Source organism: Enhygromyxa salina (assembly GCF_000737335.2).
GTDB classification, from domain to species: domain Bacteria; phylum Myxococcota_A; class Polyangia; order Nannocystales; family Nannocystaceae; genus Plesiocystis; species Plesiocystis salina_C.
In genome coordinates this window covers 43,885-56,253 of sequence record NZ_JMCC02000075.1, presented here as the reverse complement: position 1 = coordinate 56,253, position 12,369 = coordinate 43,885, and the positions used below count along the sequence as shown (strand labels likewise).

Below are 12,369 nucleotides of genomic sequence, written 5' to 3'. Positions count from 1 at the left end.
CCACTCAATCTGCGCGCAGGATCACACCCACGAAGGGCGGCGGCATCAGCAAGCTCCCGCCAACCGCAAACCGTGGCCCGCCCGCGAACCCAAACACCGAGTGCAGCACCAAGTTGGTGCCCGAGTCCTCTGCTTGAACATCGAAGCCGTTGGCGCTGATGCGGATGATCGTGCCTTGCACGCCGACCGCCGTGGCGCCCTGCTCGGGATCCACCCACACACCGTTGAGCCCGGGGATCGCCAAGGTCTCGCCCGCCCAGATCGGCCCATCGAGATCCATCAGCCGGTTGATCCGCCCGCTCGCCCGTCCGCCAACGGAGATCACTCCCTCGGCGTCGGACCCCCACACGCTGATGATGTCGAAGCCCGCGGACTCGGGGTAGGGCGCCCACGTGGCGCCGTCATAGTGGAGCGACGCGCCAGCATCACCAACGACCCACACGTCGTCGGCGGCGGCACCCCAGATCTTGAACAAGCCGTGGCTGTTGACGCCGAGCTCCGGGACCTCGACGAGCGCCCACTCACCGCTTGCGCCGTCGCGGCGGAGCAGCACGGGATCGTCGGACACCGCGTCGCCGCCAACCGCCCACAGCTCCTCGGCGCTGGCTCCCCACACGCCCCACAGCACTCGATCGGTCGGGCTGTCCTCTGGCGTCCAGACCCCGCCCTCGCGCCGCACGATCACGCCATCGAGGCCAACGCTCCACACCTGCTGGTCGACGCCGTACACCCAGTTGAGCATCGAGACCTCGGCCGGCAGCGACTCGACGACCCACTCTTCGTCGACGCTGTGCAAGACCCGACCGCCGCCCGGCTCGGGCTGGCCGCCGACCACGAACACGTCGTCCGGGCTCGAGCCCCACACGCTCATGATCGCGCCGATGTCTTCGTCAGCCTGGAATACCGGCTGCCACTCACGCTGTGCTTCGCCGGTCTCGGACCCCGACTCGGACGTTGGGTCCGCCGTGTCGTCCTCCGCAGGTGGCTGGGTACAAGCGCTCAGAAGCAGCACCCACGCGCAGTTCGAGGCGGATCGCATGCGCGAATGGTATCGCTTCGCAGCGGGGCCCGGGCGTGAGAACTTAGTTGGGTGAACACGCGTGCCTTGCTCCCACTGATGCCGCTGCTGCTGTCCTGTGCGAAAACCGTCGTTGGCGATGATGGGTCGTCCAACGGCGAAGGCGACTCGGACACGAGCGCGGAGGGAGTCGACTCGAACACAGGCGACGGTGATCCGCCCGAGGACTGGTGCGGCCTGAGCGAAGGCCCCAGCGAGCCATGGTTTCAGGTCTACCAGGGCCAAGAGCTGCTTGGTGGCGGCAGCGACTTGCGGGTCGAGTGCGGCTTTCAGGGCTTCTTCATGCTCGAGACCGACCCGCAGCTGGGCGGGTTCATCCCCGAGAGCGAAGAGGTAGAGTTCCACGTCACGCTCGACGTCGAAGGCTACAACGTTGGCCCCAACGGCCACTTCGCCGAGAGCGACTTCAACATCTACGTCGCGTGCTGCGAGGAGACCTACGAGTACTCCTACGAGTGCTACTACCTTCAGACCCGGTTCCAGCTGTTCCCGCCGGATCAGATCGACGATCTCTCGGTCATCCACGGGCTGCCCGGCACGCTGAGCGTGACCATGCAAGCGCCCGAAGGACCCGTCGAGCAGGTGCTGGACGTGCAGATGTGGGCCGTCGAGCAGAACTCAGAGTGGGAATTCTGCGACTATTAATGACCCCCACAGAGACCTTAGACTTCGCCGACTGCAGCCGCTTCGCGTCTGGTCGCTTCGCTCCTCGGGGCCGTTTGTTCGCTGTCGCATGTGTGGCCCCCTGGAAGGGGGCTCGGGTGGCTTCGGCGGACGTGTACGGCTGCTTCGCCGACTGTGTTCGCTTCGCGTCTGCTGTCGGCGAAGTCTAAGGTGTCTGTGGGGGTCAAGGAAAAGACTCTCGGGGCGTTCCGTGGCACACTGCGCGGACATGGCCTTCGCGCATGTCTCACTCGAGGTCGCCGAGCTTGGCCCGATCGCCGCAAAGTTCGTTGGGGACGCGGCACCCGAGAAGATGCGGATGATGGTCGCGGGCGGGCTGGCCCCGCTGCCGCCGCGGGACATGTTGGTCGCGCTCTACCAGGTCTGGGTCTCCAACGACGATCACGCCGAGACGGCCGGCAAGACGATCGAGGGCCTGCCCGCTGCGGTGCTCGACGGCGCGTTGGCAGACAAGCGGCTGCCGGCTGGCGTGCTGGATCTGCTGGGTCGCAAGTTCGCGCGCAACGATGCGGTCCTGCAGCAGGTCATTCGCCACCCCAAGGTCGATGACGAGTCGCTGATCGGGATCGCGCGTGTGTGCCCCGAGGGCGTCTGCGACGTGCTGGCCGACAACGAGACCCGCTGGCTCGCCTGTCCGAAGATCGTGGCCAGCCTCTACCAAAATCGCCACTGCCGGATGAGCGTGATCCACCGGATGCTCGAGCTCGCGGATCGCCAAGACGTGGATCTGGGGCTCCCGGCGATGGACGAGATCCGGCTCGCGCTGGCCGACAGCGGCCCGGTCGACGAGACCCGCGATCAGATGTTCAAGGACATCCACTCGACCGAAAAAGTGGTCGAGGCCGAGGCCCAACTGCTCGACATGTTCGGCGCCGCCGATGTGCAGGACCAGCTCGACCTGCCAGAATTCGATGACCCCGACGCCGAGATCTACGAGGGGCCGCTGCCTGGCGACGAGGCTGGCGACGGGGCCGAAGCAGGCGCCGAGCAAGCGAAGCCCGAGGACCGCGAAGAGGACAAGCAGCCGATCAGCAAAGAGAGCCGCATGCATCAGATCGGACAGATGCGGCCGCTCGAGAAGATCCGCACCGCGCTGCTTGGCGACAAGTACGATCGCTCGCTGTTGGTGCGCGACTCGAACAAGACCGTGGCGATGGCAACGATCCGCTCGCCCAAGGTCCGCGATGACGAGGCCGTGGCCTTCGCGGCCAACCGATCGCTGCCGCAAGAGGTCATCACGTACATCTCGAACCGGCGCGAGTGGGTCAAGCTGTACACGGTCAAATTGCACCTGGTCATGAACCCGAAGACGCCGTTGGCGCGCTCGATGAGCTTGCTCGCGTTTCTCAACCGCACCGACGTCCAGAAGGTCGCGCGCTCGAAGGCGATCCCCTCGGCGCTGGCCACGGCCGCGAAACGTAAGATACAAGCGCGACGTTGATGTACGCAGTGTCAGCCGTACGCGCGACCTTGCTTCGCTGGGGGGGCATCCTCATCCGGCCGCGGCCAACGCTCGCGGCGCTCGAGCCCGGCGAGGGTCGCTTCGATTGGTGGCTGCTCGCCGCGCTGTTCGTGCTGGGCAGCCAGATCCAGCACCTCACAGAGACGGTCGCGCGCTACCAGGTGTTTCGTAGCTTCTGGCTGCTGGTCAACGGGCTGGCGATCGCGCTGCTGACCCCGCTGCTGGTCGGGCTGATCGTAGAGAGCATCGTTGGCGCCGCCCGCAGTCGCTACCGCCACCTTCCGCTGGTTGCGCTGGTGCTGGTGGCGACCTTCGCCAACCTCTTGCGCCAGCAGGGCGTGATGATCCCCGGCCCGCGCTACCTGCCCGAGATGCTGGGGACCGCGTGGGCGGCCGGGCTCGGGGTCTGGATCCGCGCTCGGGTGCCGGCGCCAACCGAAGCGGCGATCGATGACGCCGCGCAGCTGGACCAGACCGCCGATGACGCCCCAGGAGTCACCCATGACTGACGCACGCCGCCCGCTCGACAAACTTCAGGTGGGGATCGGCGCGTTGGTCGTCGCGCTGGTGGTTGTTGCAGGCGCGCAAGACCTTGGCATCGGCCTGCAGAACTGGGACAGCTACACGCCGGTGACCCGCGGCGATCCAGTCCCGGAATTCTCGACCAAGCTGGACGACGGCACCGCGTTTGGCCCGGCGCAGCTCGAGGGCCAGGTCTCGCTGCTGACCTTCTGGGCGACCTGGTGTGGCGCGTGCAAACTCGAGATGCCAACCGTCGCCGCGATCGATCGCGGCTACGCGGGGGAGTCGGAGTTTGTCGTGTACGGCGTCAACCGTGACAGCGGGCCGATGAACGAGCGTCGCCAACTCGTGCAGGCGTTCCTCGCGGATCGGGACCTCGAGTTCGCGCAGATCTACGACGACGGCCAGCTCGCGCGGGCGTTTGGGGTCGAGCAGATCCCGTACATGGTGTTGGTCGACAAGCAGGGCAGGGCGCGGCACATGCACCTCGGGCAGGTGAGCGAGCGAACCTTGCGAGCGGAGATCGACGCGCTGCTCGACGAAGACTGAGCGGGCGAGCTGAAACCAGGCTACGCGCGGGCTTCGAGTCGGGACACGATCGGCCCGGTGAGCTCGGCGAAGCGGTGCCCGGCCTCGAGCAGCAGCGCGCGGCAGCCCGAGACCCCCAGCATCCGCAAGCTCAGCTCGTGCGCGCCCAGATCCAGCGCGATCCGGCTGCCGTCGCTGGTCGTGAGGCTGGCCTGGGCCTGGTCCTCGTCCTCCTCGACCGCGCCACCGTGCAGCTGCGCGAAGTCTTCGAGGCGCTCGACCACGAGATCAAAGTCTTGCGGCATACCGTCTGTGCGCGGGTTGGCGATCGGCACGACCAGCTCGTCGCAGGCGACCGGAAACACCTCGTCAAAATCGAAGGGGAGCGAGTGGGGGGCAGCGAGCGGGATCACCTGCCGCTGCCACAGCGCGCGCGCGATGTTGGCGGGGTCGAGGCCGATCTCGATCACGAAGTGAAATTGCGGCGCCTCGACGTTGCCGCCATCGATGGCGATCGCCCGCTCGAGCTGGCGCCGCCGCAGCCCCAGCAGCCGCTTGGCCGCGTCGTAGACCGCCCGGACCTCGTCGCCAACCGCTTGCTCGACGAGGGTCTGGACGAACAGATCCCCCGCGCGGCCGTGCTCCGTTGGCAGCCGCTGGCGACCGCGGACGAAGCCCGGCAGCTCGCGGATCGCGACCGAGTCGAGCCGCCGCAAGAACGCCCGCTCGTGCTCCAGCTCCAGCCCAAGGCTCACTCGGGCTCACCGCCAGCCGGCGCGCTGCCAGCCCCGGACCGCCTGGCCTTCAGCTTCGCCCACAGCTTCCGGGCCTGCTCCCACGCGACCCCGTAGCTGAACGCGGCCAGCAACACGATGATCGGATCATAGGGCACCCGGAACCGGGCCCCGCCCAGCCACACGCCCGTGACCACCATCAGCGCCCAGAAGTTGAGGGACACCAGCGCCTCTTTGGGCCGCCTGCGCGGCGCGAACACAAACCCAAGCCCGAGCAGCGCTGGGACCATCAGCAGCGCCCGGTGGATCCGCGACCACACCTCTTGGCGGTGGCGCCAGCCCTCGTCGGGGTCGGTCGAGCGCGGGCGGGGGTTGGCCTGGTCGGGCCACATCAGGTTGGTCCGCCACAGCATCACCCAGTGGGTGAAGGTGAAGTAGGCCTGACGCTTGACCCCGCCGCGGACCAGGCAGGCCTTGACGATCTTCTTGTGGATCTCGCCGTCGCCGATGTAGCCGCGGTACTCGATCTCGCTACCGGGTTCACGGCACGCGCGGCGGGTGCAGCCAAACTCGTCGATCGCAAACCCGGGCACCTCCGGGAGCGGCTCGGGGTGGTCGCCCCACACCGACTTGACCTGGATCAGCGAGTTGGGGTTGCGCTCGGTGTGGGCCTCGAGCTGGATCAGCGGCGGTGGTGAGAACCGGATGGTCCCGTGGCCCTCGCCGTCCGGGCGCGAGTAGATGCCCTTGTTGTGACAGCGCCCAAACACCAGGTTGATGCTGCTGTTCTCCGAGACCAGGCCGACCCGCCCCGTGTGCACGTGGAAGCGGATCGCGGACATCGTGAGCAGCAGCCCCAGCGGGACCGCGATGTAGCCGATGTGAGCCCAGCGGAGCTTGGCGTAGGGGTTTTCGGAGCCGCGCCACCGCCACCGCGCCACCAGCCAGAAGCTGCCGATCAACGCCACGCTCAGGATCACCTGGGGCCGGATCAACATCCCCAGGCCAAGCAGCAGGCCAAGCAGCCACGCGTCGCGGCCCCGGCCCTCGTCGACCACGCGGATCAGCATGAGCACGGCAAGGGTCAGGCAGAAGCTGAACGGCAGCTCGCTGAGCACGTAGCCGCCGATCGCGATCAGCGGGTAGTAGACGACGAGGAACAGCCCGACCGCAGGCGCGATCCAGGGCAGCCGGGCGCCCATGATCCGATCCGCGATCGCGTAGGAAGCCGCGACGATCGAGGCCCCGAACACCGCGTAGATCACCGCGATCGCGCCAAAGCAGTCGCGCCCAAACACCCACTTGATCCCCGCGACCAGCCACGTGGTGCCAAACGGGAAGAACGCGTCGTACTCGCGGACCGAGAACGGGTCGTCGAGCAGCGAGTCTGCCCGGCCCCAGTAGCCCTTCATGTCCGAGTAGATGTACTCGCCGTGCGGGTGGACGTTGAGGTTCCAGTTCAGGCGCACGATCAGCGCCGCGACGAACAACACCAGCACCCACCAACGGCGCTTGCGGTCCGCACCAAACCAGTCGCTGACGCGGCGGTTGAGCGACACAGGCACGGCGGGTTTGGGTTTGAGAGCGGCCGCGTCTACGTCCATGCCTCGGGACCCTGCTCGCTGGTGTCGGTCTGGGCGATCGCGGCGAGCGTGGGGAGGATCAGCTGCGACCACGCGTCGCGCCGGGCGAGCAGCTCGGTGCGCCGGTCACAGCGACCATAGCGGCCGAGCGCGGCGGCGTCGGGATCCGCGGGGGGCAGCTGCTCGCAGGCCCGCTCGGCCTCGTTGGCCATCGCTTGCGCCTGCTGACTCAGGGCCTCGAGCACGGCGTCGCTGTGCTTGCCGCTGGCCTCGGTGATCCACTGGATCGTCTGCCAGGCCAGGCCCGCGTGGCGGCCTTCGTCGTCGACGATCCGCTCGAGCAAGGTGAGGATCGCGGGGTCTTGGCAGTGGCGCTGGGCCCGGCGGGCGATCAGCGTGGCGATGGTCTCGCCCACGCAGCCCTCGACGAAGGTGTCGATTGCGAGGCGGATCCAGTCTGCGCCAACTTCGGCGCCGTCGGGATCGTGATCCGCGAGCGCCGCCAGCCCGCGCACGCGCGGCTCGAGCGACCCGAGCGGCCCGGGCTCGCGCGCCAGCCCAGAAAAGCGCGCCGCCAGCCCAAAGCAGTGCATCGCGTGCTCGACCTCGTCGCTGGCCGCGGCCTGGACCTCACCCAGCAACGAGGGCGGCGCGGCCATGGCCATCAGCTCGAGGGTCGCGCGCTCGAACGCCGCGATCGCGGCGTGCTCCATCAGCGCGTCGTCGACCCACATCTGCGCAAGCCGGGCCCGCACGCTGGGATCGATCGCGGAGTCGGGGCGATCTTCGGGCGCCGCGACCTTGGCCGGGTCGCACGACCAGCTCGAGCCCTCGCGCAGCTCGGCGACGATCATGTCTTCGCCATCGAGCAGCGGCCGACCCGAGCAGTACTCGAACCAGTGGTAGCAGCAGATGTCGGTCTTGCCGGCCGCCCGCTTCTCGGTGGTCACCGAGGTCATCAGCCGCCCCTGCATCATCGGGTGGAACGACAGGCCGTCCCACTGCTTGTCTTTCTTGTTCAGCGCGTTGACGACGTCCGGCTGCGAGATGATCTTGGACGGGCAGCCCATCTTCTCGGGCACGTGCTGGATCGCAAACTTGCGGGCGTTCTCCGGCGTGCCGCACCAGTCGCCGGCCGGGCAGCCGTCTTCTTCTTCGTGCTCGGTGAACGGGTCGCGGGCTGGGCCGAAGTAGTCGAACTCGCCAGCGGGGATGTCGTCGATGCGGGCCGGCGGGACGTAGCCTGGGGACGCGCTGTCGGTGGTCGTGCGTGCGGGCTTGGTCGCGGCCTTGGTGTCGTTGTCGTCGTCGTCTTCGTCGTCGTCGTCGTCGGCGTTGTGCTGCTTGGCCGCGTCGGGGGCCTTCGCCGTGTTGGCCGTGTCGACCTTGACGGGCTTGACGTTGGCCGCGTCGTCACATGCGCTCAGCAGCGCAATGGTGGCCAGTGGGAGGCCGATCTGGACCCAAAGCCGGTGGCGAAGCAGGTCGGTGTCGCGCATGCGCGGGAGAGTAGCGTTTTTGGACCCCCACATACACTGGGGGACTCGCCGACTGCAGCCGCTTCGCGTCTTGTCATTTTTAGACCCCCACATGCACTGGCGGCCTTCGCCGACTGCAGCCGCTGGCGCGTCTGGTCGCTTCGCTCCTCGGAGCCGTTTGTTCGCGGGCGTATGTGTGGCCCCCTAGAAGGGGGCTCGGGGTGCTATCGAGGAGCCGCGTGGTGGGCGGCTGGCGCGTTGGTCTGCTCTTGACCCCACAGGCACCCGCCACTTCCCGACAGCAGCGGCTGGCGCGTCCGGTCGCCGAATGGTCGGGGCCGCTCAGCGCTCGAGGGGGGGCAGGGTGTCGGCGATGGTCTTGCGCTGCGGGCGGGGGCCGACGCGGCGATCGGGGCCGTTGGAGGCGGCGATGACGACGACGGTGATGTTGTCTTCGCCGCCGCGCTCGAGGGCGATGTCCATGCAGACTTGGGGCAGGTCCGAGTAGAAGTGCTGGCGCGCGAGGTGGGCCATCTCTTCGAGGTCGATGTAGTTGCACAGCCCGTCCGAGCACAGCAAGAACGCGTCGCCGGGGCTCACGTTGACGGTGAGCACGTCGGCCTGGACCTCGCGCTCGAACCCGACCGAGCGGGTGATGATGTGCTTGAGATCGCTGAGCGCGGCCTCTTCTTCGGTGAGCAGGCCGGCCTGAACCTGCTCGTTGAGCCACGAGTGGTCGTTGGTCAGCTGGCGGGCGACACCCGAGCGGAACAGGTAGCAGCGGCTGTCGCCGACATGGACGATGTGACCGCGATCTTGATGGAACAAGATCCCCGTCAGCGTCGTGCCCATGCCGTGCAAGGTGGGCTCGTGCTGGGCGTGGTCGAAGATCCTCGCGCTGGCCTCGCTCGCGGACGCGCCAAGCAGATCGTTGACCGCAGCCTGGGCGATCTCGCGGGGCATGTCGGACAGGCCCTGCAGCCCACGCTGGACCACCCGCGCGACGACCTCGACGCAGGTCCGACTCGCGTGGGCTCCACCGGCGTGACCCCCCATGCCGTCAGCAACCAAGAACAGCCCCGTCTCGTCGTTGAGATAGTGCGAGTCTTCGTTGTGACTGCGGACCCGACCAACGTCGGTGATCGGCCAGGCGCTCAAACGCATCCCACGAACCATATCATCTTTTATTGACCCCCACAGAGACCTTAGACTTCGCCGACTGCAGCCGCTGGCGCGTCTGGTCGCTTCGCTCCTCGGGGCCGTTTGTGCGCGGTCGCATGTGTGGCCCCCTACAAGGGGGCTCTGGCTCCGTCTCCGCCGACCACCTACTACTCGACTTTAGACCAGTGTCCGTCCGCGTGAGGTGCGGGATCCTCACCCGACGCAAGTGCAGGATGCTTGCGGTCACTCGAAGAGCCCCCTTCCAGGGGGCCACACATGCCCCTGCGCACAGACGGCCCCGAGGAGCGAAGCGACCAGACGCGCTAGCGGCTGCAGTCGGCGCGGTCTCAGGTCTCTGTGGGGGGTCAAAAGAAGACCAGACGCGCTAGCGGCTGCAGTCGGCGCGGTCTCAGGTCTCTGTGGGGGTCTAAGGAACTCGCCAAGCGGCGGGTTCGTCGGTGATCTGGATCTCTGTGCCGTCGAAGCGGATCCGCTTGGGTTTGTCCTCGACGGTTGTGAGGATCGACACCGGGCGGCGCCAGATCCTGACCAGGTTGCGCAGCGTGTCGCGGGCGTAGTTGAGGCGCAGATCCACGCCCTCGTGTCGGTGCGCGAGCAGCAGCTCGCCGCGGTTGAGGTGGTTGGCGTCGACCACGTAGATGAAGGGCTGCCCGAAGTTGGTCAGCTGCTGCAGCATCGTGTCCTTGATCTTCTTGAACTCGCGCGACTCGATCTCGTGGCGACCCGAGCGGCGGTTCTCCACGAACGTGAAGAAGCGGTTGCGGCGGCAGAACTCGAGGGTGAAGAACTCGTCGATGAAGGTGACGTCGTTGTACAGGCGCCGGACCTCGAAGATCTTCGACTTGCCCAGGTTGAGGCGCAGATCCCAGTCGTCGCGGACCTGGCGGTCGTCGCACTCGTCCCACTGCTTGCCGAACTTGCCCTTGTTCCAGCGGTCCTCGATGTCGCGGTACAGCTCGACGCCGAGCTTGTAGGGGTTGAGCTGGTTGGGGCCCATGGCCGTGACGCCCGAGGCGGCCTCGGCGTAGTCGATGAGCTCGTCGTCGCGCAGGGCGCGGGTGGTCATGAGCTTGGAGTGCCAGTAGGTGGCCCAGCCCTCGTTCATGATCTTGGTCTGCCGCTGCGGCAGGAAGTAGTAGGCCTCCTCGCGGATGATGCCGAGCACGTCGGCCTCCCACGGGTCGAGCGGCGCGTGCAGCAACAAGAAGCCAAGCAGGTCGCGCTCGGGCTGCGGGGGGATCTTGCGGCGTTGCTCTCGCTCTTGCTCGGCCCGCTTGCGCTGCTGCTCGATGAACTCTGGTGGGTTGATGTAGTCGTCGAGGTACGAGCGCTCGGAGTCGGCGTTGGCGCTGAGCCGGCCGATGTTGATCGGCATCTCTACGCTGGGCTCGCGGCGCTGCTGCTGCGGCTTGCGAAACGGCAGCCACGGGTCGATCAGGTTGTCGAGCGAGTGGCACACGTCGATGAAGCTCTCGACCTTGTCGATGCCCTGACGGTCCATGTGCCGACGCACGCGCGTGGCGTGGTTGGCCATCCCGTCGATCATGCGGCGGTCGGTGTGCGAGAAGAACCGGTTGTGCTTGAAGAAGTCGCAGTGCCCGTAGACGTGCGACATGACCAGCTTCTGATCGACGAGGCTGTTGCCCTCGAGCAGGTACGCGTAGCAAGGGTCGGTGTTGATGACGAGCTCGTAGATCTTCGACAGACCGTAGGTCTGGCTCTTGATCATCCGGTCGTACTCCATCCCGAACCGCCAGTGCGGGTAGCGGACCGGGAACCCCTCGTAGGCGGCAATCTCCGACATCTGCCGGTAGTCGACCAGCTCGTAGATCGTCGTGAAAAAGTCCAGGCCGTACTCGGTCGCGTAGCCCTCGATCTCGGCCTGCAGATCCGCGAGGTGCTTGGTCAGCGTGGCCACTCAGCGGCCTCCCTTCAGGAACTCGCGGATCGAGTCCATGATGTCGTCCTTGGTCTTGATCTCGCTGGTGACCAGCATCTGTTCGTCGCCAAACGCCGCGGTGAGGTCCTTGATGAACTGGCCCGAGCCGTAGGGGCTCTCGACCTGGCCGTAGCCAAACTGATTGGACGCGGGGATCAGCTGCTCGCGCAGCAGCCGGATGCACGCGGCGGTGTCGTCGACCGACCAGTTGTCGCCGTCGCTGAAGTGGAACGCGTAGATGTTCCAGTTGCTGGGGTCAAACTCGCGCTCGATCAGCTCTGCGCACTTGCGGTAGGCCGAGCTGATCATCGTGCCGCCCGACTCGCGGGTTGAGAAGAACACGTCGCGCTCGACCTCGCGCGCGGTCGCGTCGTGGATGATGTAGCGCGACTCGATGCCCTTGTACTGGCTGCGCAGCCAGGTATCGATCCAGAACGACTCGATGCGAACGATCTCTTTTTGCTCGTCGCCCATCGAGCCGGACACATCCATCATGTAGATGATCACCGCGTTGGTCTGCGGCTTGGGCTCGGCCTTCCATGAGCGGTAGCGGCGATCTTCGCGGACCGGCACGATGATCGGGTGCCGCGGGTCGTAGGTGCCCATCGAGATCTGCCGCCGCAGCGCGCGCTTGAACGTGGCCTTGAAGTGGCGAAGGCTCTCGGGGCCGGTCGTACGCAGGCCAACGTAGCGATCTTTGACTGTTTCCAGGGTCTGCGAGCCGCGCGGCTCGATGTTGGGCAGGCCGAGCTCCTCGCCCAGGATTTGCGCGAGCTCGTCGAGGGTGACCTCGACCTCGACGGTCTTGTCGCCCTCGCCCTCGCCGGCCTTGCCGGCCCCGCCCTCGCCCTCTTCCTCGCCCACCGGATCGCCTGGATCACCCTCGCCCTGGCCCACCCCTTGGCCCTTGTTGTCGCCATGGATGAAGCGTGGGATGTCGATCTGCGGCATCGGGATCGAGACGGTCTCTTTCCCCTTCTGCGCGATCATGTCGCCGCGCGAGACATAGCGCCGGAGATTTTCGCGGATCCGACCGCGGACGATCTCTCGAAAGCGCCGGTGATCCTTCTCGATTCTCGAAATCATGCCGGTGACTTGGGTGAGCGCGCGCGGTTTGGCCGGGCGGACGCGACGGGAGTGTAGCACCGCCCCGGCGAGTCTCGCTGACCAACTGCAGGA

At 67.0% G+C, this 12,369-nt stretch carries 11 protein-coding genes; 4 read left to right on the top strand and 7 right to left on the bottom strand.

Translation table 11 applies throughout. The features are described from left to right. Nucleotides 1-4: 4 nt before the first annotated feature. Nucleotides 5-1,039: a beta propeller repeat protein gene (locus DB30_RS26395; protein ID WP_052553928.1), complete on the bottom strand. Its 1,035-nt coding sequence runs from the start codon at nt 1,037-1,039 to the stop codon at nt 5-7. Nucleotides 1,040-1,117: 78 nt separating this feature from the next. Between DB30_RS26395 and DB30_RS26390 the strand changes: the two genes are divergently transcribed. From DB30_RS26390 to DB30_RS26375, 4 genes are all read left to right on the top strand, one after another. Beyond that, nucleotides 1,118-1,723, top strand: coding sequence for a hypothetical protein (locus DB30_RS26390; protein WP_205633068.1), 606 nt, complete (start codon nt 1,118-1,120; stop codon nt 1,721-1,723). A 247-nt stretch (nt 1,724-1,970) separates the two neighbouring features. Next, the gene (locus DB30_RS26385; RefSeq protein WP_052553922.1) at nt 1,971-3,203 is read left to right on the top strand and encodes a hypothetical protein; all 1,233 of its coding nucleotides are present in this window, start codon (nt 1,971-1,973) and stop codon (nt 3,201-3,203) included. Nucleotides 3,204-3,211: 8 nt separating this feature from the next. Continuing rightward, entirely contained in the window at nt 3,212-3,733 is a 522-nt protein-coding gene (locus tag DB30_RS26380; RefSeq protein WP_146660697.1) for a hypothetical protein, read from the top strand. Then, nucleotides 3,726-4,295, top strand: a complete 570-nt coding sequence (locus DB30_RS26375; RefSeq protein WP_165703959.1) for a TlpA family protein disulfide reductase — start codon at nt 3,726-3,728, stop codon at nt 4,293-4,295. The genes DB30_RS26380 and DB30_RS26375 overlap by 8 nt, the downstream gene beginning before the upstream one ends. A gap of 20 nt (nt 4,296-4,315) precedes the next feature. Here the strand turns inward: DB30_RS26375 and DB30_RS26370 are convergent, their stop codons facing one another. From DB30_RS26370 to DB30_RS26345, 6 genes are all read right to left on the bottom strand, one after another. Continuing rightward, nucleotides 4,316-5,029 (bottom strand): hypothetical protein, encoded by a 714-nt coding sequence (locus tag DB30_RS26370; protein ID WP_052553916.1) that lies wholly within the window; start codon nt 5,027-5,029, stop codon nt 4,316-4,318. Continuing rightward, on the bottom strand, nt 5,026-6,612 hold the full coding sequence (locus DB30_RS26365; protein WP_052553914.1) for an ArnT family glycosyltransferase: 1,587 nt from the start codon (nt 6,610-6,612) through the stop codon (nt 5,026-5,028). The genes DB30_RS26370 and DB30_RS26365 overlap by 4 nt, the downstream gene beginning before the upstream one ends. Then, nucleotides 6,603-8,090 carry a ferritin-like domain-containing protein gene (locus DB30_RS26360; RefSeq protein WP_052553912.1) on the bottom strand — a complete coding sequence of 496 codons (1,488 nt, stop codon included), beginning with the start codon at nt 8,088-8,090 and terminating at the stop codon, nt 6,603-6,605. The genes DB30_RS26365 and DB30_RS26360 overlap by 10 nt, the downstream gene beginning before the upstream one ends. Before the next feature lie 321 nt (nt 8,091-8,411). Continuing rightward, nucleotides 8,412-9,233, bottom strand: a complete 822-nt coding sequence (locus DB30_RS26355; RefSeq protein WP_165703957.1) for a PP2C family protein-serine/threonine phosphatase — start codon at nt 9,231-9,233, stop codon at nt 8,412-8,414. Between the two features lie 424 nt (nt 9,234-9,657). After that, nucleotides 9,658-11,169: a SpoVR family protein gene (locus tag DB30_RS26350; RefSeq protein ID WP_052553908.1), complete on the bottom strand. Its 1,512-nt coding sequence runs from the start codon at nt 11,167-11,169 to the stop codon at nt 9,658-9,660. Next, nucleotides 11,170-12,276 (bottom strand): DUF444 family protein, encoded by a 1,107-nt coding sequence (locus tag DB30_RS26345; protein ID WP_052553906.1) that lies wholly within the window; start codon nt 12,274-12,276, stop codon nt 11,170-11,172. Between the last annotated feature and the right edge of the window lie 93 nt (nt 12,277-12,369).